23 protein-coding genes are annotated in these 24,148 nt (G+C 64.7%); 15 read left to right on the plus strand and 8 right to left on the minus strand.

What is annotated here, in order from left to right; translation table 11 throughout:
* Positions 1-58: 58 nt before the first annotated feature.
* The 5 genes from AB1286_RS05800 to AB1286_RS05820 all read left to right on the plus strand — a co-directional run bounded on the left by AB1286_RS05800 (position 59) and on the right by AB1286_RS05820 (position 3,758).
* Entirely contained in the window at positions 59-550 is a 492-nt protein-coding gene (locus AB1286_RS05800) for a CreA family protein (protein ID WP_430362368.1), read from the plus strand.
* Between the two features lie 44 nt (positions 551-594).
* On the plus strand, positions 595-1,467 hold the full coding sequence (locus AB1286_RS05805; protein ID WP_430362369.1) for an AraC family transcriptional regulator: 873 nt from the start codon (positions 595-597) through the stop codon (positions 1,465-1,467).
* A 130-nt stretch (positions 1,468-1,597) separates the two neighbouring features.
* On the plus strand, positions 1,598-2,368 hold the full coding sequence (locus AB1286_RS05810; RefSeq protein ID WP_430364996.1) for an AzlC family ABC transporter permease: 771 nt from the start codon (positions 1,598-1,600) through the stop codon (positions 2,366-2,368).
* Positions 2,365-2,688 (plus strand): AzlD domain-containing protein, encoded by a 324-nt coding sequence (locus AB1286_RS05815; RefSeq protein ID WP_430362370.1) that lies wholly within the window; start codon positions 2,365-2,367, stop codon positions 2,686-2,688. The genes AB1286_RS05810 and AB1286_RS05815 overlap by 4 nt, the downstream gene beginning before the upstream one ends.
* A 296-nt stretch (positions 2,689-2,984) precedes the next feature.
* Positions 2,985-3,758 (plus strand): DUF4088 domain-containing protein, encoded by a 774-nt coding sequence (locus tag AB1286_RS05820; RefSeq protein ID WP_430362371.1) that lies wholly within the window; start codon positions 2,985-2,987, stop codon positions 3,756-3,758.
* A 12-nt stretch (positions 3,759-3,770) separates the two neighbouring features.
* On the opposite strand, the gene AB1286_RS05825 is transcribed toward AB1286_RS05820, so the two are convergent.
* Entirely contained in the window at positions 3,771-5,888 is a 2,118-nt protein-coding gene (locus AB1286_RS05825; RefSeq protein ID WP_430362372.1) for an ATP-dependent helicase, read from the minus strand.
* Positions 5,889-6,119: 231 nt separating this feature from the next.
* Here AB1286_RS05825 and AB1286_RS05830 point away from each other — a divergent pair, with 231 nt between their 5' ends.
* The 4 genes from AB1286_RS05830 (at position 6,120) to fumC (ending at position 11,353) form a co-directional block, all read left to right on the plus strand.
* Positions 6,120-6,341, plus strand: coding sequence for an RNA-binding S4 domain-containing protein (locus tag AB1286_RS05830; RefSeq protein WP_430362373.1), 222 nt, complete (start codon positions 6,120-6,122; stop codon positions 6,339-6,341).
* A 152-nt stretch (positions 6,342-6,493) separates the two neighbouring features.
* On the plus strand, positions 6,494-7,882 hold the full coding sequence (locus AB1286_RS05835) for an MATE family efflux transporter (protein ID WP_430362374.1): 1,389 nt from the start codon (positions 6,494-6,496) through the stop codon (positions 7,880-7,882).
* 404 nt (positions 7,883-8,286) lie between these two features.
* Entirely contained in the window at positions 8,287-9,873 is a 1,587-nt protein-coding gene (locus AB1286_RS05840) for a phospholipase D family protein (RefSeq protein ID WP_430362375.1), read from the plus strand.
* Between the two features lie 82 nt (positions 9,874-9,955).
* Positions 9,956-11,353 (plus strand): class II fumarate hydratase, encoded by a 1,398-nt coding sequence (fumC, locus tag AB1286_RS05845; protein WP_430362376.1) that lies wholly within the window; start codon positions 9,956-9,958, stop codon positions 11,351-11,353.
* 95 nt (positions 11,354-11,448) lie between these two features.
* Here fumC and AB1286_RS05850 read toward each other — a convergent pair whose 3' ends face one another.
* From AB1286_RS05850 to AB1286_RS05865, 4 genes are all read right to left on the minus strand, one after another.
* On the minus strand, positions 11,449-11,952 hold the full coding sequence (locus AB1286_RS05850; RefSeq protein ID WP_430362377.1) for an acyl-CoA thioesterase: 504 nt from the start codon (positions 11,950-11,952) through the stop codon (positions 11,449-11,451).
* A gap of 96 nt (positions 11,953-12,048) precedes the next feature.
* Positions 12,049-13,080: a GlxA family transcriptional regulator gene (locus tag AB1286_RS05855; RefSeq protein WP_430362378.1), complete on the minus strand. Its 1,032-nt coding sequence runs from the start codon at positions 13,078-13,080 to the stop codon at positions 12,049-12,051.
* Positions 13,081-13,123: 43 nt separating this feature from the next.
* Entirely contained in the window at positions 13,124-14,386 is a 1,263-nt protein-coding gene (locus AB1286_RS05860; protein ID WP_430362379.1) for an MFS transporter, read from the minus strand.
* 104 nt (positions 14,387-14,490) lie between these two features.
* Positions 14,491-14,715, minus strand: a complete 225-nt coding sequence (locus AB1286_RS05865; RefSeq protein ID WP_430365139.1) for a hypothetical protein — start codon at positions 14,713-14,715, stop codon at positions 14,491-14,493.
* A gap of 82 nt (positions 14,716-14,797) precedes the next feature.
* Here AB1286_RS05865 and AB1286_RS05870 point away from each other — a divergent pair, with 82 nt between their 5' ends.
* Together AB1286_RS05870 and AB1286_RS05875 are read left to right on the plus strand one after the other, a co-directional pair.
* Positions 14,798-15,520, plus strand: a complete 723-nt coding sequence (locus AB1286_RS05870) for an ArsR/SmtB family transcription factor (RefSeq protein ID WP_430362380.1) — start codon at positions 14,798-14,800, stop codon at positions 15,518-15,520.
* A gap of 132 nt (positions 15,521-15,652) precedes the next feature.
* The gene (locus tag AB1286_RS05875; protein WP_430362381.1) at positions 15,653-17,998 is read left to right on the plus strand and encodes a DUF6600 domain-containing protein; all 2,346 of its coding nucleotides are present in this window, start codon (positions 15,653-15,655) and stop codon (positions 17,996-17,998) included.
* A gap of 143 nt (positions 17,999-18,141) precedes the next feature.
* On the opposite strand, the gene AB1286_RS05880 is transcribed toward AB1286_RS05875, so the two are convergent.
* From AB1286_RS05880 to AB1286_RS05890, 3 genes are all read right to left on the minus strand, one after another.
* Entirely contained in the window at positions 18,142-19,113 is a 972-nt protein-coding gene (locus AB1286_RS05880) for a thymidylate synthase (protein WP_430362382.1), read from the minus strand.
* Between the two features lie 120 nt (positions 19,114-19,233).
* On the minus strand, positions 19,234-20,607 hold the full coding sequence (locus AB1286_RS05885) for a sigma 54-interacting transcriptional regulator (protein ID WP_430362383.1): 1,374 nt from the start codon (positions 20,605-20,607) through the stop codon (positions 19,234-19,236).
* A complete protein-coding gene (locus tag AB1286_RS05890; RefSeq protein ID WP_430362384.1) occupies positions 20,550-20,945 on the minus strand; it encodes a hypothetical protein in 396 nt (131 codons plus the stop codon). The genes AB1286_RS05885 and AB1286_RS05890 overlap by 58 nt, the downstream gene beginning before the upstream one ends.
* A gap of 182 nt (positions 20,946-21,127) precedes the next feature.
* Between AB1286_RS05890 and AB1286_RS05895 the strand changes: the two genes are divergently transcribed.
* The 4 genes from AB1286_RS05895 to AB1286_RS05910 are packed head-to-tail and all read left to right on the plus strand — an operon-like array spanning position 21,128 to position 24,089.
* Complete coding sequence (locus tag AB1286_RS05895; protein ID WP_430362385.1) at positions 21,128-21,463, plus strand: hypothetical protein; 336 nt, start codon at positions 21,128-21,130, stop codon at positions 21,461-21,463.
* Between the two features lie 35 nt (positions 21,464-21,498).
* The gene (locus AB1286_RS05900; protein ID WP_430362386.1) at positions 21,499-22,002 is read left to right on the plus strand and encodes a hypothetical protein; all 504 of its coding nucleotides are present in this window, start codon (positions 21,499-21,501) and stop codon (positions 22,000-22,002) included.
* On the plus strand, positions 21,999-22,646 hold the full coding sequence (locus AB1286_RS05905) for a hypothetical protein (RefSeq protein ID WP_430362387.1): 648 nt from the start codon (positions 21,999-22,001) through the stop codon (positions 22,644-22,646). The genes AB1286_RS05900 and AB1286_RS05905 overlap by 4 nt, the downstream gene beginning before the upstream one ends.
* Positions 22,647-22,676: 30 nt before the next feature.
* Positions 22,677-24,089 carry a hypothetical protein gene (locus AB1286_RS05910; protein ID WP_430362388.1) on the plus strand — a complete coding sequence of 471 codons (1,413 nt, stop codon included), beginning with the start codon at positions 22,677-22,679 and terminating at the stop codon, positions 24,087-24,089.
* Positions 24,090-24,148 lie beyond the last annotated feature (59 nt).

Genomic DNA, 24,148 nt, shown 5'->3' on the forward strand with positions numbered 1-24,148 from the left:
ACCGTTCGCTTTGGGCCGCACCGCCTCTCGCGGCGCGGCAAAACGTCGCAAACTCGCCATGATCCGCTTCGCCCGTTCGCCGTTTCACGTTCTCGCCGGTACATGCCTTGCGCTCGTTTGCGCGGCACCGCTCGCGCACAGCGAGGAAATCGGCAGCGTCAATACGAATTTCCACATCACGGGCTCCGATCGCGTCGTCGTCGAAGCCTACGACGATCCGGACGTCGCCGGCGTCACCTGCTTCGTCTCGCGCGCACGCACGGGCGGCATCAAGGGCACGCTCGGCATCGCCGAAGATCCCACCGAGGCTTCGATCGCCTGCCGCCAAGTCGGCCCGATCAAGTTCGACGGCCCCGTGAAACGTCAAGCCGACGTATTCACCGAACGCATGTCGTTCATCTTCAAGGCGCTACACGTGGTGCGCATCGTCGATACCAAGCGCAATGCGCTCGTTTATTTGACCTATAGCGATCGCATCGTCTCGGGCAGCGCGAAAAACAGCGTCAGCGCCGTGCCGTTGCCGGCCGGCACGACGGTGCCGTTGCGCTGAAGCGCACCGCTCGCGCGACGCTCACATTGCCGAGATGCCGATCCATGGATGAGCCCCGCTTCCGCGATTGCGCGCGCTATTGGCGCTCGCCGCTCGTGCCGGGAGCCGAAATGCTCACGGCCGAATATCGCGAACACGAGTTCTCGCCCCATTGGCACGAGGCCTACGCGATCCCGGTCATCGAGGCCGGGGCCGAGTCGTTCGCGTATCAAGGCGCGCAGCATATCGCCGAAGCCGGCACCGTACCCGTGATCAATCCCGGCGAAGTTCATACCGGATCGCGCGCCATGGAAGTGGGTTGGCGCTATCGCGTGTTTTACCTGCCGGTGGATTTCATGACGGAACTCGCCGGCGACATCGCCGGCGCGCCGCAGCTCGCCCCCTGGTTCCCGGTGGACGTTATCCGAGACCCCGACCTCGCGGCTCGGATTGCCTACGCCCATCGTCTGCTCGAAGGCTTAGGCGGTTCGCCCGGCCCCGCCATGCCGCACGGCGATCCGCTTGCGGCCGAAACCGCCCTCATCGATGCGATGTCGACGCTGATCGTACGCCATGGACAACATCACGGCGATCGACGCCCAACGCAGGCCGATCCGCCGCGCGTCGCACTGATGAAAGAACGGCTTGCAGCCGACTTGACCGCCCCGCTCAGCCTGACCGAGCTCGCAGAGCAGGTCGGATTGTCCGCGTTTCACGCGGCGCGGCTCTTCACGCAAGCCACGCGAATGCCGCCTCACGCCTGGCGCAATCAGTTGCGGCTGCAACGCGCGCTTGGGCCGTTGCGAGAAGGCGTGGCCGTGGCCGATGTCGCCGCCGACTGCGGCTTCACCGATCAAAGCCACTTCACCCGGCATTTCCGCCGCATGTTCGGCGTGCCGCCGGGACGTTGGCAAGCGGCTAACGCCGGCGCCCGCTAAGCGCCCGATCCGCCGAAGCAAGAACGTACAAGCCTGCCCCGCACGCGGGCGATATTGTGGGCGCAAGTAGGAGGACTTTCCCTTGAAACCACGCGCCCCGCTCAACGAATTCCTAGACGGCGCCCGCGACATGATCCCCATGGTCGTCGGCGGTGCACCGTTCGGCGTCATCTTCGGCACGCTCGTCACCGCCGGCCCGCTCAATCCGTGGCACGGTCAGATCATGTCGCTCGCCGTGTTCGCCGGCTCGGCCCAGTTCATCGCCATCGGATTGATCGCGGCACACGCCAGTTTCGCGGTCATTTGGGCGACGACCCTCATTGTGAATCTGCGTCACGTGCTCTATAGCGCGACGTTAGCACCCTATGTCGCCCGCCTTCCGGTACGTTGGCGGCTCGTCTTGGGCGGCTTGCTGACCGATGAGGTGTTCGCCGTCTCTTACGCGCACTATCGCAATCAACCGCCGGGGCAAATCGGGCCGCATTATTTTCTCGGCGCGGGCGTCACCATGTACCTGAGTTGGCAAATCGCGACCCTAGCCGGGCTGCTGTTCGGTGCGGCCTTCCCGCGCTTGCAGTCGCTCGGGCTCGATTTCGCGATGGCGGCCACATTCATCGCGATTGTCGTGCCGCAACTCGTCTCTCTCCGCTACATCGCCGCCGCCGCCACCGCCGGCATCGTGGCGCTCGCCTGTGCCGGCTTGCCGTACAAGCTCGGATTGCTGGCCGCCGTCGCAGCGGGTGTGGTCGTAGGCGTCGTTTTATCGCGTCCATGGTCGCCCGCAAGCGGCGGAACGGGCCATGGCCGGGCACGCCAGCCCAACGACAGCCGGGAGCCGGTGGACAGCGTCGAGCGCAGCGCCGCCGATCGTCCGGATCGGGCCGTGGAGATCGCATCGTGAACTACGTCGTATTGATCCTCGGCATGGCCGTCATCACGTTCGCCATCCGTTCCACGGTCTTTTTGCTCGGCGAGCGCATTGTCTTCCCACCGCTCGTGCGTACCGCGCTCGGCTTCGTCCCCGTCACGGTGCTCACGGCGATCATCGTTCCGATGGCCGTCACGCCCCACGGCGGTGCACCGGAGCTGACCTGGCGCAATCCGCAACTCGTGGGCGCCCTTGCCGCCTGCGTCGTATCCGCCGTGACGCGCAGGCCGCTCGTGACCATCGCGGTCGGACTCGCGGTTTTCTTCGTCTGGCAAGGCTTCGTCTTGCACTAGTGCCGGGTTCTCGCGCCGTCCGGATCGGCGCGAGAGGCATTCCTCGGTAGATTTCGCACACCGCCCCCTCAAGTTCTTCGCCGGACCGCCGTTAATCAGACGAAGCGCGTTTCTTGGCCGCGCGGCGCGGGGCCGCGCCGTATCGATGGTGCCTGGACGCGCGCATGCGAAAACCGTTAAGTGCGCCGGCCGGAAGAGCAGGCCCGCCAGTTTGGGGGCACACGTGCCGGTTCGACCGTAGGGCGCCCGCGCGAGAACGCCGCGATGGCGTCGGGGACGCGCGATCAGGACAAGCCATGGGCCAAATCACCCTTTCTCTTCGCGAAGAGACCATCTCTTCGCTTCAAAAGGACTTCGAAGCCTTTATGCGGGTATCGCTCAAGCTCGACCCGCAATTCGCGACGCCGTCGTTCGAAGACTTCCTACGAGCGAAGCTGCTCGACAACATGGTGCCGCTCACCGAGCACGCCGTGCAACGCATGCTGCAAGGCGGTCAGTACGCCTGGGCCAAGCGCACGCTCGAGAAAGAATTCCCGGACGTCGTCGCCATCCTCATGCGTCAAGCCGAGGAGTTCGGCTTTAGCTTCGCCGTGCGTTCCGAATGGACGTCCGAGGAAGTGGCGAAGGCCTCGCGCGACTGGGCGGCAGCCATCGTGAAGGAAGCGGGCGGCGACGCAGCGCTCGTCGATCCGCTCTCGGCGCAGATCAAATCGACGGCGCGCGACATTCAATCGCTCGAAGAAAAAATGCAGACGCCGGCCTGGCGGCTCGCGGAATCGCTACGTCAACGCGTGTACGAGGCGAAGATCGCTTGCGAAACGAGCGTCGGCAGCACCGCGCGCGAAAAGCTCGGCGAGTTGCGCGGCTTGCTGAAACTCGGGCTCGCGCACGGCTCGTTCCAAAAGCAAGAAGCGCAGCAAATCATGGAGTATCTGCGGCTGCTCAAGCCCGAGATCTTCGTCGAAGAGCCGTACGACATCTTTTCGCGGATGGCCGCCTGGATGCGCAACTTCTTCATGCAGCCGAACCGCCCCGGTCAACCCCGCATCGAGCAGCGCCGGCCCCGCTAACGACCCGCGATATCAGTCCCACATCGACTTCAGCTGCGCCGCGATGTCGATGCGCGCCTTCGCGGCCGCGGCAAGGCCGGCTTGCGTAGGCGGCGACACGTTTGCCACCGGCGGCCACGCCTGCATATCGAACAGCGCCAATAACGACTCGGGAATGAAGCGCGTGCGCGACGCCCAGACATGGCGGTCGCCGAGCGCGTTCTGGTTGTGCACGTAAAAGCGCTGCGGCATGACGATATGCAGATCCTCTTTCGCCCGCGTCATCGCCACATACAGTAGGCGCCGCTCCTCCTCGATCTCCTCTTGGCTGCCCGTGCCGAGATCCGACGGAATACAGCCGTCCACGCCGTTCAGCACGAACACGTTGCGCCACTCCTGGCCTTTGGCCGAGTGGATCGTCGAGAGGATCAGATAGTCCTCGTCGACGAGCGGCACGCCCGATTCTTTGCTCGTCGCATCGGGCGGATCGAGCGTCAGCTCGGTCAGGAAACGCTCGCGCGTCGGAAACGTCGCCGCCAAGCTCTCCATCTGCAAGATATCGGCATGGCGCGTCATGGCATCGTCGTGATTGCGCTCCAGATGCGGCTCATACCAACGCCGTACGAGTTCGAATTCGGCCGGCCATGAAGTGAGCGCGGCACTGACGGTCTCCATGAGCGCGGCGAACGCAGGCCAATCGCCGGCCGCACGCGCCGGCGGCTCGTAGGCACCGACGGCCGCCGCGAGCTTGCCGGCCACGGCAACGGCATCGAGCACGCGCGCCGCCGTCGCGGGTCCGACGCCGGGCATCAATTGCAGTACGCGAAAGCCCGCGACGCGGTCGCGCGGGTTCTGCGCCCAACGCAGCACCGCGAGTACGTCTTTGACATGGATGGAGTCGAGAAACCGCAGCCCGCCGAACTTCACGAACGGAATATTGCGCCGCGCCAGTTCGAGTTCGAGCGCGGCGCTGTGATGCGCGGCACGAAACAGTACGGCCTGCGACTTGAGCTTCATCCCCGTTTCGCGCGCTTGCAGCACCACCTCGGCGACATAGCGCGCCTGCTCCACCTCCCCCGCCACCGATACGAGCCGCGGCCGCTGCGCCGAATTCTTATCGGTCCATAGATCTTTCGTGAAGCGCTCCGTCGCCAATCCGATGACGGCATTCGACGCAGCAAGAATGGGGACGGTCGAACGGTAGTTGCGCTCGAGCGTTACGCGCGCGGCGGCGGGCGCGAAATGATCGGGAAAATCGAGGATGTTGCGCACCGTCGCGCCGCGGAACGAATAAATCGACTGCGCATCGTCGCCCACCACGGTCAGCCCTCGCCCGTCGGGCTTCATCGAAAGCAAGATCGCCGCTTGCAGGCGATTCGTGTCCTGATATTCGTCGACGAGCACGTGGTCGAATCGCTGCGATAGATCGGCGGCGATAGCCGGCTCCGCCGCCATACGCGACCAATAGAGCAGCAAGTCGTCATAGTCGAGCACGTTCTGCTCTTGCTTGGCCGCAACGTAGGCCGCAAAGAGCGCGCGCAGCTGCGGCTCCCATTCGCTGCACCACGGGAACGCCTGCTCGAGCACCTGGGACAGCGTCGCGCCCGTATTGACGACGCGCGAGTAGATCGCCAAGCACGTCCCTTTGACGGGGAAGCGGCGTTCCTTGGCCGAAAGACCCAATTCGTGCCGCACGACATTCATTAAATCGGCGCAATCCTCGCGATCGTTGATCGTGAACGCGGGAGACAAGCCGATCGACTCCGCGTACTCGCGCAGCAACCGCGCACCGACGCCGTGGAACGTACCCGTCCACGTCAGCGCCTGCGCCAAATCGGCGCGCGTACCGAGCGCTTGCGCGGCGATGCGGGTTGCGCGCCGCGTCATATCCTCGGCTGCACGCCGCGAAAACGTCAGCAGCAGCACTCGCCTCGGATCCGCCCCTTTAACCAACAGGTGCGCGACGCGATGCGCGAGCGTGTTGGTCTTGCCCGAGCCGGCGCCCGCTATGACGAGCAGCGGCGCACCGGGACTTGCGCCGTCGCCGACGCCATGCTCGACCGCGGCACGTTGCGCGTCGTTCAACTTTTCAAGATAAGGGGCGGCCGGCGAGCGAATACCCGGCTCGGCGGCGGCGGAAATTGGGGACACGGCGAGACTATCGATCGTTCGAATCGGCGGGCGCCGGCGCTGTAAAGCTCTACGGTCGGCGACGACGCGCACTGTATGGGCTTGTCCCCGGCAATGCGTTTTGACGGGAAAACCAAGTCGCTAGCCTATCAGGTTTTCCGGAGCCTATAGCGTCGAGACGCTTCCCGCGCCTGCTCGCGTGGCTTATGATGCCAGCCCTAATCGCTCTCGCGCCGCATGCCGGTTATCGCCATGGCCAATCTCAATTTCACGCTTACGGGTGATCACGTCGAACTGCACAACTTGCTGAAGCTGATGGGCTTGGCAGATAGCGGCGGCTCCGCAAAAGTGCTCGTGGCATCGGGCGAAGTCAAGGTCGACGGGCGGGTCGAGTTGCGCAAAACGTGCAAGATCCGCGCAGGACAAGTCGTGATGCTGGGCGATACGCGCATTGCCGTGCACGAGCCGCGCTGACGGCGGAGCACTCGGGACCGTCATTTCATTCACTACGGCTTAGCGCCATCGACAGGCGAGCCAGGAAGCAATAAGCTCTTCCTTTCCGAAGATAACAACATGGGCCGTGCGCGCGATGCGCTGACGGCCCCGTCGCGCCTCCTCGATTCGCCATGTCAGAGTCCACGTTTGCCCGGGCCGCCGCCGAGCCGGCCCCGCCGCCGTTTTCTCGCCACGCCGCCGATACCGCCCGCCTGGCCGCTCCGCTCGCCATCGCTCAGTTGTCGCAGATGGCGATGGGCGTCACGGATACGATCTTGCTCGGTTCGTTGAGCGCCGACGCCCTGGCCGCCGGCGGTCTCGGCGCCGGGATCTTCTTCGTGATCGTCACGCTGCTGCAAGGCGTACTCAGTTCGGTGAGCGTCACCGTCGCCAATGCGCGCGGCGCGCAGGCCGACCACCGCGTGCCGCACATCTATTGGACGGGGCTCGCGCTGTCGGTGCTGTTGTCGGTGCCCGCCTTCGTGCTGCTCTCGTTCGCCCATCCGATCCTGCTCGCATTCGGCGAACCGGCCACGTTGGCGCGCGATGTCGGCGCGTACACCGGCGTGCTGCGTTTCGCCTCGCTCGGCAGCTTGATCGGCGTGGGCATGATGCGCTCGTTCTTACCGGCCATCGGCGCGGCCAAGCGCCTGCTCTGGGTCGCTCTGATCGGCGTCGGATTCAACGGCGTGCTGAACTACGGGCTCATTCACGGAGCCTGGGGCCTGCCGCGCCTAGGCATGCTCGGTTCGGCCACGGCCACGACGATTACCGTCTGGCTCAGTGCGATCACACTCGTCGCCTTGCTGCACGGGCGCCCCCGGTTCAAGCATTTCGTAGTCGCCAAACGGCCGACGATGCCGCTCATGAGCGAATTGTTCGCGATCGGTTGGCCGGTGGCGATCACCTATGGCGTCGAGTCGATGCTGTTTCTCTGCACTGGCCTGTTCATCGGTCTCATGGGGGAAAAGCCGCTCGCCGCGCACCAAGTCGCGATGAGCGTAAGCTCCGTGACGTTCATGGTGCCGCTCGCGATCGGCCAAGCAGCGAACGTACGCGTGGGTTACTGGATGGGCGCGGGCAACCCCGTGGCGGCGCGCCACGCCGGGTTCGTCGCGCTCGGGCTCGGCGTCGCCTATATGTCGATGACGGGGCTCCTATTCATCGTCGCGCCGAAGGCCATCATCGGCTTGTATCTGAATCTCAACGACCCGGCCAATACACAGACCGTCGCGACCGCCGCCTCGCTACTCGGCGTTGCCGCCGTGTTTCAAATCGTCGACGGCATGCAAACGATCGGCTCGGGCTGTCTGCGCGGGCTCAAGGACACGCGCATACCGATGCTCGCGGCCGCATTCGGCTATTGGGGCGTCGGCTTTCCCACAGGGTACTGGCTCGCATTTCATGCCGGGCTGGGGCCGCGCGGCCTTTGGTGGGGGCTGGCCGCCGGTCTCGCCAGCGTCGCGGTGCTGATGACGCTGCGCTTCGATCGACGTACACGCCACGCGCCGGGCGCATAGGTCCTGTTAGACGCTTACGGCCGCCGGCTAGCGCGCTCGACCCTCCAAGGGCGATCGGCTTAGAGCCGTTGACACTCGGCCTGCTGCGCAAGCGGGCCGTGTTCTTTTGCCGACGCGCGCCGGATCGGGCACGCGACGTGCTCAGCCGGCGTCCGGGCATGCAGATGCCTAACGGGTAACGAGCGCCGCGTTCACACTACAATGCGGTTATTCGTGCCGGGACGATCCCGCTTCGTCCGGCCGGTCCGTCAGCGAAGGAAGACTCCGACGTGTTCGATGAGTATTGGCCGCGGCTTCGCGCCGCAAGGGATGGGTCCGCGCGTCGCCGCGCCGCCCGCGCCCGACATCGTGAGGGTACGCGGGATGCGGCTCGTCTCGATGCGGTCGCGATCGTGCGCCGGTTCATGCTGCTGCTCACGGCTTGCCTCGCCGCAGCCTGCTCCACCTTGCCGCCCGCAACTTCGCTGGAGCGTCCCGCGACACACGCTTTGTCCAACCCGGAGGCGACACCGCTGGGCCAAGCACTCGCGCCGCTCGTCGCCGCGCACGCCGGCCAATCCGGCTTTCGTCTGTTGACCGACGGCACCGATGCGCTGCAAATGCGCATCGCGCTCGCCCGCGCCGCCACGAAAACCCTCGATCTCCAGTACTACATCGCCACGGAAGACACGACGGGCCGGCTTCTTTTGGCCGCCGCGCTCTATGCGGCCGATCGCGGCGTGCGTGTCCGCCTGCTCGTCGACGACCTGAATTTCAAGGATACGCGGCGCTTAATGGCCGCACTGTCTACGCACCCGCGGATCGAAGTGCGCGTCTTCAATCCGTTCGGCAGCGAGCGGGCGAGCGTCTTCAGCCGCACCGAAACGTTCCTGACGCGTATCGATCGCTTCACGCGCCGCATGCATAACAAAGCGATGATCGCCGACGGCGAGGTGGCGATCGTCGGCGGACGCAATCTCGGCGACGAATATTTCAGCGCGAGCCCCAAACTTCAGTTCCGCGATTTGGATGTCCTGGCCGCAGGCCCCATCGTCAAAGATGTTTCGCAAAGCTTCGACGCGTATTGGAACAGCGCGGGCGCCTATCCGCTCAAGGACGTCGACAAGCACAGCTATGCCGACAGCGATTTGAGCGCGGCGCGCACCCAATTGCGCCAGCATTGGCGTACCGAGGCGCAGGCCGTCGGCGCCAAACCCCTGCGCGCCGCGCCGCTACGCAAGCAAATCGCGCAGGAGCAGATGGGCCTCGTATGGGCACCGGCGACATTTCGCGTGGACTCCCCGCGCAAGATCACCGAACCCGACGACGACTACCGCAGCCCGCCGATGCACACGCTCGCCGAACGACTGCGGGGGGCGCAGCACGAAGTGCTGTTGCTATCGCCCTATTTCGTCCCGCACGACGCGGGCGTCAAGCTGCTCGCCGGGCTCACCGAGCGCGGCGTGCGAGTCGCCGTCGTGACGAACTCGATGGCGTCGACCGATGCCGTTGCCGTTCAAGCCGGCTATAGCCCATACCGCATTCCGTTGCTGAAAAACGGCGTCGAGCTCTACGAGTTCCAACCGCTGCAACGGACGCATTCGCGCCTGTTCGCCGGTTCGCAATCGCGCGCGAGCCTTCATGCGAAGGCTTATGTCATCGACCGGCGCACGCTTGTGATCGGATCGTTGAATTTCGATCCGCGATCCGCGCATCTAAACAGCGAACTCGCGCTCGTCATCGACAGCCCTGTCATCGCAGATCAAGCGGCCAAACTGATCGAGCAAGCGATGTCGCCCACCGTCAGCTATCGCGTCAGGCTCGCCACGCCCAGTGAAGAGACGACGCTCCACGCCTCGAACGAACCCGATTCGGGCCTCGTATGGAGCGGCGAACAAGAGGACGCGAACGGTCCGCACATGCATACCTGGGCACTCGACCCCGAGGCCGGGTTCGTACGCAATCTCCTCACGGGACTATTCTTGTTGTTGCCGGTCGACTCGCAACTGTAGCGGTAAGCGCTACGCATTCGCGCCTTGCCGTCGCGGGCCGAACCCATCCAACCGCACCTTCTTGTATCGGAGCCGAAGCATCATGACCGAAGACCATCGCATGGAGCGCGACACGTTTGGCGAGATCGCCGTGCCGGCCGCGCGCTTGTGGGGCGCGCAGACACAACGCTCGCTGCTGAACTTCAAAATCTCGACCGAAAAACAATCGCCCGAACTCATTACCGCGCTCGCGATCATCAAGCGCGCGGCCGCCGAGGTGAATCTCGAGTTGGGCGTACTCGCCGAAGACAAAGCGCGCGCCATCATGCAAGCGGCCGACGAGGTCATCGAAGGCCGTCATGCCGGCGAATTTCCGCTGGCCGTTTGGCAGACCGGCTCGGGCACGCAGACCAACATGAACTTGAACGAGGTCATCGCGAATCGCGCGAGCGAGTTGCTGGGCGGTGAACGCGGAGAAGCACGAAAGGTTCATCCCAACGACGACGTCAACCGCGGCCAATCGTCGAACGATGTGTTCCCGACGGCGATGCACGTAGCGGCGGCAAACGCCATCGTCACCCATCTGCTGCCGGCGCTCGCCGCGTTGCGCAAAACGTTGGACGACAAATCGCATGCCTTCGCCGACATCGTCAAGATCGGCCGCACGCACTTGCAAGATGCAACGCCGCTCACGCTGGGCCAAGAGTTCTCCGGGTACGCGGCGCAACTCGCGCACGGTATCGCGCATCTGCAATCGACGCTGCCGCATTTGTACGAGTTGGCTCAGGGCGGCACCGCTGTGGGCACGGGGCTGAACGCGCATCCGCAATTCGCCGAGCGCGTCGCGGCGGCGATCGGCCGGTTGACGGGCCTGCCGTTCGTCAGCGCGCCCAACAAATTCGAAGTGATGGCGGCGGCCGATGCGCTCGTCTTCGCGCACGGTGGGCTCAAGACGGTGGCCGCAAGTCTCATGAAGATTGCGAACGACGTGCGCTGGCTTGCGAGCGGACCGCGTTGCGGCTTGGGCGAGATCTCGATCCCCGAAAACGAACCGGGCAGCTCGATCATGCCGGGGAAGGTCAATCCGACCCAATCCGAGGCCGTGACGATGCTCTGCTGCCAGGTGTTCGGCAACGACGTCGCGATCAATATCGGCGGGGCGAGCGGTAACTTCGAGCTGAACGTTTTCCGTCCGATGATCGCGCACAACGTTCTTCAATCGATCCGCCTACTCGCCGACGGCGCGCAAAGCTTTTGCGATCATTGCGCCGTCGGCATAGAGCCGAATCGCACACGCATCGATACGCTGCTAAACGAATCGCTGATGCTCGTGACGGCGCTCAATCCGCACATCGGTTATGACAAGGCCGCGCAGATCGCGAAGAAAGCGCACAAGGAAGGTACAACGCTGAAGGCAGCCGCACTGGCGCTCGGGTATGTGACGGAAGCGCAGTTCGATGAGTGGGTGCGGCCGGAGGATATGACGGGGCGGGGCGGCTGACGGCACGAGCGGCCGCTCGCCCTTCCCTGGGAAGCAGACGACGGCGCTCGTGAGTACGATCCCATCAAGGATCCCATCAACGAGCGCCCACCTCGTTAAATAATGCCCTTCGCCATTTCCTCGGGCTTGAGATCGACGATCGCATCGAGTGCCGCCTTAACGTCCATCGCATACTTGGCAACGCGTTTTTGCTCGTCCGTTCTCGGCTCGAACGGGGGCACGGGAATCGGCGTGCCGTTCTCGTCGACGGCAACGAATACGACGAGACAATCGGTCGTCAAGCGCAATTGCCCGCTCTTCGGATCGCCGGCATGCACGGTCACGTGGATATGCATGCTCGTACGCCCCGTCGCAACGACGCGCGCCCGCAATTCCACGAGATTGCCGACCAGAATCGGCCGGCGAAAGCGAATATTGCCCACGCTGACCGTCACGCAATAGCGGCCCGACCAGACGGCCGCGCAAGCGTACGCCGTCTCGTCGATCCATTTCATCAGTGCGCCGCCGTGAACCTTGCCGCCGAAATTGACGGAAGTCGGCTCGGCGAGGAAACGAAACGTGGTTTCCGAACGGTCCAAGGGGGTCGAGGGCGTGCTCATCGTGGCTCCGGTGGTGCGCGTTCGCGCAGCTAGAAAGGAGCCGATTATAAGGGTGCATTATTCGCCCCGCGCACCCTTTCTCACGCGTGCACGGCCCTAGGCCGCCGTGCCGAGCGGCGCGAAACGCTCGCGGTAGCTAAGCGGCGGCACGCCGAAGCGTCTAACGAATGCCCGCCGCAGATTTTGCTCGGTGCCGAAGCCGCAATCGAGCGCAATCCGCTTCATCGGCCGGCGCGATTGCGCAAGCGAACTCGCCGCCGCCTCCAGCCGCAGCGCCTCCACGGTCCTGGCCGGCGTCCGCCCGACCGCCTCGACATACCGGCGTGCGAACGTCCGCGGCGACATGCGCACGTGCTCGGCCAGCCGCTCGACCGACAAGTCGTCGCGCAAATTGGTCACCATCCAGGCATGCAACGCGTCGAACTCGCCCGTCGGACACTGTTGCGCGTCGAGCGTGGCGCTGAATTGAGACTGTCCGCCAGGGCGCTTCATAAACACCACGAGGCGACGCGCCGCTTGTATCGCGAGCGCATGACCGAAGTCTTCTTCGATCAAGGCGAGCGCGAGATCGATACCGGCCGTGACGCCGGCGGAGGTCCATACGGCTCGGCCGTCGCGCACGTCGCGGATGAAAATCGGGTCGGCGTCGACACGCACGGCCGGAAAGCGGCGCGCGAGTTCGTCGGCGCTGCGCCAGTGGGTGGTCGCCCGTCGCCCCTCCAACAAACCGGCCGCGGCCAGATAAAACGCACCGACGCACACCGAACAAATGCGCCGGATACGCGGCGCCATCCGCTCGAGCCACTTCACGAGTTGCACATCGAGCACCATTCGATCGGCCACGAACGTCCCCGCGACGATAACCGTATCGATCGATTCGTCCTCCAAGTCCTCGAGCCGCTCGGCGACGATAGGCAAACCGACGTGCGTCTCCAATATCCCGCCTTCGATCGACGCGACACGCATTCGGTAGGCAACGCGCTCGTCGCCCACGGATTTGCGCGCTTCGCGCATCTCGAGCTCGGCTCGCCAAAATGCCTCCATCGGGCCGCAGGCGTCGAGGAGCACCAGATGCGGCGCCACCGCGAATACGATTTGGCGAACAGGAAGCGGTGTCGTCGATTTCATTAGGAGTCCTGATAGACGAAAAGAATGCGGCGCATCGCCTGCTTCACGACACGCCCGCGCAAGCGCCGGCGCTTGCGCGCGAACGCGACCATCCATATACGATCGTCGCGCACGCGGCCAGCACCAAGGCCGGAAACACGCAGGCGCAGATCGTGGACCAGCCGAAGCGTGCCAGCAACTGCCCGGCCGACAACGAGGCGAGCGCGGTGCAAGCAAACGTGGTGAACTCGCTCGTCGCCTGGGTTTTGGCGCGCTCGCTCGGGCGGTACGACTGCGCAAGCAATGTCGTGCCGCCCACGAACATGAAGTTCCAGCCGACGCCGAGGCACGCAAGCGCCGCGTAAAAATGCGGCAAATCCGTGGACGACAGCGCAATCGCGCCGCAGGCCGCCGACAAAGCGATGCCCGCGCCGATGATGCGCAGCACGCCGAATCGGGCAATCAAGCGCGCGGCAAATAGCGAAGGCGCGTACATGCCGACGAGATGCCATTCGATGATGCGGGCGCCGTCGCCGATCGTATGACCGCAAGCGACGGCGGCAATCGGCGTGGCCGTCATGACGAACATCATGACCATGTAGCCGAGCGCATTGTTGGCGAGCGCAGCCATGAAAATCGGCTGCGTGACGATTCGCCAAAGCGGACGCGCGCCGGTCTCGCCGATTTGGCCCGGCATCGCCGCCGAAGGCGTGGCCGAGACCGGGCCCGCGTTGCGATAGCCGACGAATACGAGCGCCATCGATGCGAGCCCCAGACCGGTCACGAGCGCATACGAACCCGCGAATGTCACGGGTGCGAGCCAATCGCGGCTCCATGCGGCGAGCGCCGGCCCGAGCACGGCGGCGACGACGCCGCCCGTGAGCACCGTCGAAATTGCGCGGCTTTTGGCATGGGCATCGACGGCGTCCGCGGCGGCAAGGCGGTAGTACTGAGCGAACGCTTGGAATATGCCGACCGTGGCAGTCCCGCAGCAAAACAGCCAAAAGCTATGAATGAAGATCGCGTGGACGGAAATCGCGCCGCCCGCCGCACCGACTGCCGCGCCCAATGCGAAACCGGCACGGCGACCGATGCGAGCCATCAAAAACGACGCGAAGATCGTCGTAAGCGCAGCGGCTACCGTGATCAACGAGAACGGCAGCGTTGCAAGCGCCTTGTCGTCGGCAAGCATATAGCCGACGAGCCCCGTCAAAGTCAGGTCGATCGAAACGGACGAGGTATACAACGCCTGACAAAGTGCCAGTACGCGGGCGTTGCGGCGGCCGGCGCGTTCGCGGCCGAGTTCGAGGGACGAGACAGCGTGCATCGGTAAGCCTTGGCGTGATGAGGACAGTGCCCATCCTCACCCGGACCGAAATGGCAGAAATGACAATGATGCATCACTTTCTGCCAATCGTACTCAATCCGCCCTTACTTACGAAACGTGATGCCCTGATCGATCGTGCCGTACATCGTAATGCTGCCGCCCGGGTTCGCACTCGGGGCTCCGTTTTGCGCACATCCGATGCATATCCATGCGGCCAACACGGCCGCCCACCAACCTTTCATCGCGTCCTCGCCGGGAAGCAGCGTAAAGCGGCATTCTAGCGCGACGCCCTTGCGTCCACGGCCCCAGCCGACGCCGAGAATCGACATTTCATGTAACGCCGAAGCATCGAATGCATCAGGCGATTACAGTAGAGCCATTCCCGATTTTCTCCTTCGACGAGGCAATCCGATGGTCACTACTTCGCCCCATGCCGAGCGCGATACCGCCCATTTCCCGGGCCTTTCTCGCATCGGCGCACTGCTCGCCGATGCCGGCCGCGCGGCTATGCTCTGGTCCCTCATGGACGGCAGCGCAAGGCCGGCCGGCGAATTGACGATTATCGCGGGGCTCTCGCCCTCCGCAGCAAGCGGTCATTTGGCCAAGCTGGCCGAAAGCGGCCTCGTCGCGCTCGAGGTCCGCGGCCGCCATCGCTACTATCGCATCGCGACCCCGGAGGTCGCGGCCGCCATCGAGGCGCTCGCGCATTTGGCGCAGGCGAGCGCACCCGCGCGTCCGGCGCCCGTCGCCGCGCGTACCGTACCCGTCGCCATGCGCTACGCCCGCACTTGCTACGACCACATGGCCGGCGAGTTGGCCGTACGCGTATTCGATCACTTGCTCGCGCGAGGATGGCTCGTCGACGAAGGCGGCGACGTCGAAGCCACCGACGAAGGCGCGGCCGTGCTGGCCGGCTGGGGCGTCGATGTCGGCGCGCAGCGCAAGCGCAAACGCCGTTTCGCCTGCACCTGCTTGGACTGGAGCGAGCGTCGCGCGCATCTAGGCGGCGCGCTCGGCGCGGCGCTGCTCGATCATTGGACGCGGCAATGCTGGGTCGAGCACGCCCAGGAACCGCGCGTGCTCCGGATCACGCCCGCCGGCCGGCAACAGTTCGACGCCTTGCTGTCCGCCTGACCGAAAAACGTCGAAGTCATTTTTCGTTACAGGCCGGAACGCGCGGCTACAAAACGGAGCGCATTGATACACGCAGTAGCGCTACAGTGCAGTCACGGAAGTAGCCCGATCCGGCACCAAAACGAGACCACCATGACTACCCACGCCCGTTCATCGCTCGTAACGTTTCGACGTATCGCCGGCTTGACTCTGCTGGCGCTTGCTCCGCTCACGCTCGCCGCACGCGCCGCGTTCGCGCAGGTACCGCCTGCGCCGGGCGGTGCGCCTGCCGGCCAATCCGCGGATCCGCCCGGACGCGTCGCACGCCTGAACTACACGGCGGGCACCGTAACGACCGAACCCGCCGGCGCCAGCGACTGGTCTTACGCATCGGTCAATCGTCCGTTGACCACGGGCGACCAGCTTTGGAACGACGCTAACGCACGCTCGGAATTGCACATCGGCTCGACCGCCGTGCGGCTCGGCTCGTCCACGAGTCTCGATATCATGAACCTCGATGATGCCAATGCCCAACTCAAAGTTGCACAGGGCACGCTATCGACGCGCGTCCGGTCGATACCGAGTGGATCGACCTACGAGATCGATACGCCCAACGTCGCGCTCGGCGTGACGCGCCCAGGCGACTATCGCGTCGATGTGGCTCCCGACGGCAGCACGACCACGGTCACGGTCCGAGGCGGTGCAGTCACGGCTTACGGTCAGAACGGCCAGGTGCCTATCGAGGCCGGCCAGCAGATCACCTTCACGGGAACGAACCTGCAAGAGGCTTCCGTTGCGCAGGCGCCCTCGCCCGACAATTTCGACGAGTGGGCTGCAAACCGGGACGGCGCCGAGGAGCGCTCGGTCTCGGCCCGCTACGTCTCGCGCGACATGCCCGGCTACGAGGATCTGGATTCGAACGGTACGTGGAGCGACGATCCGCAGTACGGAGCGGTCTGGGTGCCGAATCAGGAGCCTGCCGGCTGGGCGCCTTATCACGACGGCCACTGGGCGTGGATCGCGCCCTGGGGCTGGACGTGGATCGATGACGCGCCGTGGGGTTTTGCGCCTTATCACTACGGACGTTGGGCATACCTGCATTCGTCCTGGTGCTGGGTGCCGGGGCCGCTCGTCGTCAGCGCGCCGCCCGTCTATGCGCCGGCGCTTGTCGCCTTCGTCGGCGGCGGGGGCGGGGGCGGGTTTAGCTGGGGCGTCAGCCTATCGATCGGCGGCGCCGCGACCGCGGGGCTCGCGTGGTTCCCGCTCGGCCCCGGCGAAGTCTGGCACCCGGGCTGGGGCGGCTGGAGTCCCCATTACTATCAGCGGGTCAATCAAACGGTCATCGTCAACAACAACGTCAACATCAACAAGACCGTCAACATCACCAACATCCACAATACGTACATCAACTACCACGCACCGGGCGCCGTAACGGCGGTGCCGGCAACCGCATTCGTGAACGGCAAGCCGGTGGCGCACTTCGCGCAGCACGTCGACCCTCGCCAGTGGCATAACGTCAAATTCAACCCGGGCGCCGCCGGCGTGGCGCCCGTCAAGCAAAGCTTCGCGTCGGGGCTGCGGCCGGCGACTTATCGTCCGCCGCAAGCGATCGCATCGCGCGCTGTCGTCGCGACGCATACGCCGCCGACCCCCGCGGTCTTCCACGACCCGCTCGCCGCTCATCTCGCGCAAGCGGGAGGCAAGGTACCCGGCGCCGGAGCGCCGGTCGTGCGACCCTCCGCCCAGGGACCGATCGTCGGTCACTCGCAGCTGATGCCCGCGCAAGCCGTGCATGTCGTCGATACGCACTCGCCCGTGATCACACCGACGCACGGCCCGGCAAATGCCGAACAACCGCACGCGCCCCAACCCGGAGCCGGCGCACAGCCGCGCGTCGAAGCGGGACCAGGTCAACCGCCCCACGCCCCGGCCCCAGTCGAGCACGCGCAGCCCAATAACGGCATACCGCGTCCGCCGGCCGCGAACAATCAACCGCAGCACGGTGCGCAACCGAGTGAACGGCCCGCGCCGGCTTGGACGCAACCGCACGCGCCCATCACGGGGCAGCACATGCCGATGAACGAGCAGCCGCACACGCCGGCTCAGGCTCAACCTCATGCGGAGCAGGCGCAACCGCAGACACAGCCTCACCTCGAACAGTCGCATGCGCAACCGCAGCCGCAACCTCACGTCGAGCAACCGCGTCCGCAACCGCAGCCGCAGCCTCACTACGAGCAGCCACGTCCGCAACCGCAGCCGCACGTAGAACAACCACGTCCGCAACCGCAACCTCACTACGAGCAGCCGCGTCCGCAACCGCAACCGCAGCCGCAACCTCACTACGAGCAGCCACGTCCGCAACCGCAGCCTCACTACGAGCAGCCCCACCCGCAACCGCAGCCGCGGCCCGCTCCGGCCCAGCACGAACAGCACGAGCAGCACGAGCAGCAACACGCGGCCATGCCGTCGCACGCCGGCCACGAACGTCATCAAGGCTGACGGCCAAGGGCGGTAAACGCCAACAAGCCCGCGGTATCGCACTACGCGGCGCCCGAGTCGGGGATTAGATCCCACTCGGCGCGCCGCCCGATGCGATACCGCGGGCTCTTTCTTTTACGCTTGAATCAAAGCGCTAGTCGCGCTCAAACGGCCATGGGTGCCGTCAGCGGTTCGTGATGGCGATAACCGGCCAACGAGAAATCGCCGGGCTCGACTCGTTCAAGCCACTCGGGCTCATAGACCCCGGTGCGCGCGTATTCGGGCACGCGATCGGCGATGACGAGACGCGGGCTTTCGTACGGCTCTCGCTCGAGTTGACGTTGCAGCATATCGAGCTGGTTTTCATAGATGTGCGCGTCGCCGATGAAATACGTAAACCAACGCGGCGTATAGCCCGTCAAGCGCCCGACGAGCGACAGCAACGCCGCACCCTCGGCCAGATTGAACGGCGTACCGAGACCGACGTCGTTGCTGCGGATATACAAGCACAGCGAGATTTCGCGCCGCGCGACATTCGGCAGGAACTGATAAAGCAAATGGCACGCGGGCAGCGCGATCTGATCGAGCAGCGCCGGATTCCAACCGTGAAAGAGAATGCGGCGATCGGCGGGGTTGCTCATGATCGTGTCGAGGCACTGCCGCAATTGATCGATGGCCTTGTAGAGCAGCACCTTTTGCACGCCCTCTTCCTCGAACTGCGTGACGATCCGGTAGCCGCGCGCTTGTGCATCGGCCACGCACTCATGCTGCGACGCTTCGACGACTTTATAGCCCGGCCACTTGCGCCACTGCACGCCGTAGACGTCGCCCAGATCGTCCGTCCCCTCGCGGTACGGATTGGCGAGCCACTGCGCGTTTTCGTTGGCGTTCGCGTCCCACACTTTGCATCCGAGCGCCCGAAAATCGGCTGCGCTACGCGAAGCACGCAAAAAGCCGATCATCTCGCCGATCGCGGACTTGAACGCCAGTTTCTTCGTCGTAACGGCGGGAAAGCCCTCTTGCAAATCGAAGCGCAGCATCGCACCCGGCATCGTGATCGTGCGGATGCCGGTGCGGTTTTCCTGCCAACTGCCCGTCTCGAGAATGGTGCGGACAAGGTCGAGGTACTGTTTCATGCGCGTCAATCCTTCGGCTCGTGGCGCGCGGCCGCTCTCGCGCCGCGCAAACCGCGATTTTACCAAGTGCCGCGATTTCCGACTTGAGCCCGGGCCGCCGCGCGCGAGCTCATCGAATGCTCAGTGCGTCATCCGATGATCGCCCGGCTCGACGTGCACGTCGCGCATCCCGTGAGCGCTGAGCAGGCGATAGAGCGTCACGCGGGAGATACCGAGCTCCTGCGCCGCATCGCCGAGCCTGCCGCGATGACGCAGCAATGCCGATTCGATCGCCTGCCGCTCGGCCGCTTCGCGCGCCTGCGCGAGCGAGACGGGCGCAATGTCGATGTACTCGGCGAGTTCGAGATCTTGCGCCGAAATCAGTCGCCCTTCCGACATCACGATCGCCCGCCGCACGCGGTTGATCAGTTCTCGCACGTTGCCGGGCCACGCATAGTTATGGAGCGCCGCGATCGCATCGGCCGAAAAACCGCGCAGACGGCGCGCCCCGTCTTTTCGGTATCGCTCGAGCATATGGTGGGCGAGCAATTCGATGTCTTTGCCGCGTGCGCGCAGCGGCGGCTCGTCGATTTGCAGCACGCATAGCCGGTGATAGAGATCGGCCCGAAAACGCCCTTCGTTCATGGCGCGTTGCATGTCGATGTGCGTAGCGGAAATCACGCGTACGTCGATATCGATCGACTCTTGACCGCCCAATCGTTCGATACGCCCGGCTTGCAGAAAACGCAGCAAGCTTGCTTGGCTCTCGAGCGGCAAATCGCCGATCTCATCGAGAAACAACGTGCCGCCATGCGCCGCTTCGATGCGGCCGATCTTGCGTTGATTTGCCCCCGTGAACGCGCCGCGCTCATATCCAAAGAGCTCGGACTGGAGCAAATGCGGCGGGATAGCGCCGCAGTTGATCGCGACGAAGGGCGCCGCGCGCCGCTGCGACCGTTCGTGAATCGCGACGGCCGTCAATTCTTTGCCCGTACCCGATTCGCCCGAGACGAACACAGGCGCGTCGGTCATCGCCACTTTGCGGATCGCGCGAAAAAGCAGGCGCATGGCATCGCACGCTCCCACCATTTCGCCGTCACCCGTAACCGCGGGCGCCGCCTGCTCGTCGGGCGCCCCGAGAACGACCATGCCATAGGCATGCCCAACGGAATCGACGATGCGCGGGGCCTCATAGGGCATCGTGACGTAGTCGTAGCAGTAGTCGCGCACGAGGCGGCGCAGCGTGCTTTCCTGCATTTGCCCGGGTGCCGCGGCCGCGACCCAGGCAACGTTAGGCATCGTCAAGCACGGTTCGAGCGCGACGATTTCGTGCGAATCGAAGCGGCTCGACAGATCGAGCAACCCGCCGGCCGCCGCATCGCCGCGCAATGCCCGTCGCGCATCGCGGGCACTGGCTGCGACCTCCACTTGCCAGCCGCGCGCATTGAATTGCGCGCTCAATTGCGCGTTGACGTCGCGAGTGACATACACCAGGTGTCGATTTGCGGGTTCCATTGTTCAGACCTCTTATTGGTGAACGCGAAGCAACCCACCTCCCCCGGACAATGCGCCGGCGAATGCTTACCGTGGCTTTCCCGCGATGCAAAAGCCGCGCTCCCAGTCCTGTGGCCCTGTTGCCCCGCCCGAGCAATGGAATTATTAATAGCAATTGCTATCGGATCGGCGCTTTTATCGACATGAAACTGTTCCAACAGCTTACTATACGGGCCGTCGTCGAGGCAGCCGCGCACGCCGTAAAAATTGAAACAGCGCACCGCCACGTAGACGCCTAGCGGTTTCACGCCGATTTCGGATCTCATCTTAAACATCGATTCGTGGCGGTTTTGCGACATCGCATTTCCGACGACGAATCGCCTCCCGCACGCCGATTCGACCACACCGTTTCAGCACTGAAACGGATTTCGGCGTTTCCTCTCCCCCTGCACGCGTCAATCGATCCCAGCGCCAATCCCTGCAAGGGTTTTCCGTCGATGGCACAGCTCTCGCGTAATGGAGCGCACCACGGAGAGACGCCATGCCACAACTTCAGGTCCTTTCGCTTCGTTCCCGCGCGGTCATCGCGGCGCTCGGCATTGCGCTCGCATCGCTCGCGGCACATACGCAAGCGTACGCCGACACGCTCGGCGACGAAGCGCTTCTCGCCGGCGCGGCGGCCCTCGACGACAGCGCCCTTGCGCGTCAAAGGGGCACAGGGCCCGGCCTTATGAACGTGGGCGCACCGATGCTCGCGCTGCACGGTGCACCGTCGGTCACGCTGTGGGACGAGATCGCGCCGCCGGCGCCCGTACCGGTGCCAGCCGATTCGGCCCACGTCGCGCAAACCAACACCGTCAGTTATTTCCGTCAGTAGCGCAGCAACCGCATCGCCTTCGCCGGGAGAACGACATGACTTTCACTCACCTCGCCTCGCAACGACGCCTTGCGCAAGCGGCACTGCGGCAAAGCATCGTGCTCGCGCTGGCGGCCGCCGCAACGCTCGCTCATGCGCAAGCGAACGGCAACACGGGCGACATCATCGTCGAACGCCAGGTCATGCCGCGCGACGCGTTCAAGGCGCTGCCCCATGACGAAAATCCCGTGGCCGTGCGCGCCACGACGTTCCCCGCACCGGCGTTCGATTCGACGGTCGGCACGCTGGTGTCCGATGCGGATCTGACTCAGGCGCATGGGTCGCAAGGCATCACGGGCGCCGCGATGGGCGGTGGCACGGCCAGCTTGCAAGTGTTGACGAAGCTGTTGGGCGGCTCGGCGACCGGCAGCAACGTAGCGATGGGCCCCGGCGGACTTGCGCCGACGACCACGGGCGTGGGCGGGACCATCTCGATGTCGGTGACGGGCGCGCTGGCGCCGTTGACTTCGGCGCTATCCGCCGTCGGGGGGATGAAATGAACGTGCCCTTCTCTGTCCGCCGCGCCGCCACGGCCGCCGCGCTCGCCAGGTGCCTTACAGCACTGAGCGCACTGAGCACACTAGCCGCGCCGATAGCCGCACGGGCGCAGGAGGCGACTACGGTGACCGGCAACGCGACGATCTCGGCCGGCGCATTCGCGGGTTCGAAGGGCGTCGTCACGGTCAACGAAGCGGCCGGCCTAAACAACGCACAGAGCAACCAAGCCGCGATCGTCGCGGCACCGAACGGCGTCGCCGATAACGGTCTCGCCCAGCGCGCGGCGGCGAATGCGCGCGTACCGAGCGCCAAGGCCGGGATCGAGGACGGCGCATTTTCCAACGTGTCCGGCGTCGTGATGGTGAACCAGACGGCGGGCGCGGCCAATCTCCAACGCAACAGCGTCGTCATCGGCGCTGCCGCGACAGGAGTGGAGAGCGTTTCGGACAGCGTGCTGTCCGCGGCCTCTCCTAAGCAAGGACGTATGGATGCAACGGCGATGGCTCAAGGCGAGCGCGCGGTGCACATCGGCAACGATGTGCTCAAGAACGCGAGCGGCATCGCGCAAATCAACCAGACGGCCGGCGCCGGTAATGCCACGGCGAACAGTTTTGTGCTCCGTCCCCCGGCGGGCACTTTTTTCTAACGCAGCACCTTCTCGTATCGGAGCGTCATCATGAAGCGCACACTTATCGCAGCGGCAGTGCTGGCAGCAGCGTCGGGCACCGCGTTCGCACATCAAGTCAAAGACCCGTACATCTTCAACGCGACGAGCGTGACCCAAAACGTCGGCATCGAAGGCTTCGTTCGCCTGTTCGGCTGCGTATCGGTCTCGAGCACCGTCGGCGCGGTCGTGAACAACAATCAAGCCGTCGTCGCGAACGTCACGCTGGACCCGACGGCGCAAAGCTACATGATGGGCGCGGTCACGACGACGTTCGACAATCGCTCTACGTCGGTAAAGGGCAGCGGCTACTCCGTCGGCGTCAGTTCGAGCAGCGAATCGGGCTCGAAGTCGTTCGCTCAAGCCTTCCAGGAATCGTCGGCTTATGCGTACAAGAACCAAAGCAGCTCGATTTCGGGTGGCGGCTACGAGTACAGCAACCAAAAATCGAGCAGCGCCAGCAGCGAGTCGCATAATGCCCAAGACGCGAGCGGCACGTTGACGGCAAGCGGCTCGGCGAGCCTGAACTACAAATACAGCTTCGACAACGACCATCACCACGACGATAGCCACGGCTACGGCAACGTCAGCGGGAACGCCTCGCTCAATCTGAACGGATTCGAAAGTACCGCGAGCGACAACTACGCCTCGTCGAAGAGCCAAAGCGCGAACAGCGGATCGGGTCAAGGCGCGGCGTGGAAGTTCAATGCCGATCAGGGCTCGGGGGGACAAGCGTTCGCCGAACAATCGTCGGGCGGTGCCGCATGGAGCGAGACGCATAACAAGAGCCACTCCGCCGCATGGGCCTATGCCAACTCGAAAGACACGACGGACGTGACGGTCTCGGGTTCGGTCACGAACTACATCAACACGCAAGCCCCGGGCAATCTCACGGCCACGACAGGCTCGGGTGCGGGTAGCGGCGCATCGGGCAACATCGGCATGAACGTCGCCGAAGGCGTCGACAACGCGCAAAGCAACGATGCATCGCTCGCGTCGGTCGATCAAGGCAATGTGTTCGGCAACGCACAGATCTTCAGCACGCAGTCGTCCGGCGGGCAAGCGACGATCAACAACTTCATGCTCAACGCCTCGCTCGGCGACGGTTCGCTGAGCGGCGTCTCGGGCAATGTGGGCGTGAACATCGCCGCGGGTGTCGGCAACGTGCAGAACAACAGCCTGGCCGCGTCGACGACGAACCTGAAGGACGGTGCGATCCCGCTCGCCGTCGCGATGGTCGCCACCGACGACAACAGCCAGTCGGCGAACCTCGGGTTCCAAGGCACGATCAGCGGCACCGCCATGATCGGCGCCAATGCGTTGCAAAACGCCACGGGCAACATCGGCGTGAATATCGCCGGCGGCGCGGGCAACTTGCAACACAACGGACTCGCGATCGCGGCGACCAACATCACCGGCCATTGAGCGCCCCCATCGAGGCACGAGCGGTTACGCGCACCGCTTGCGTCTCGACGGTAGGAAGC

Source organism: Trinickia sp. NRRL B-1857 (assembly GCF_050470685.1).
Classification (GTDB): Bacteria; Pseudomonadota; Gammaproteobacteria; order Burkholderiales; family Burkholderiaceae; genus Trinickia.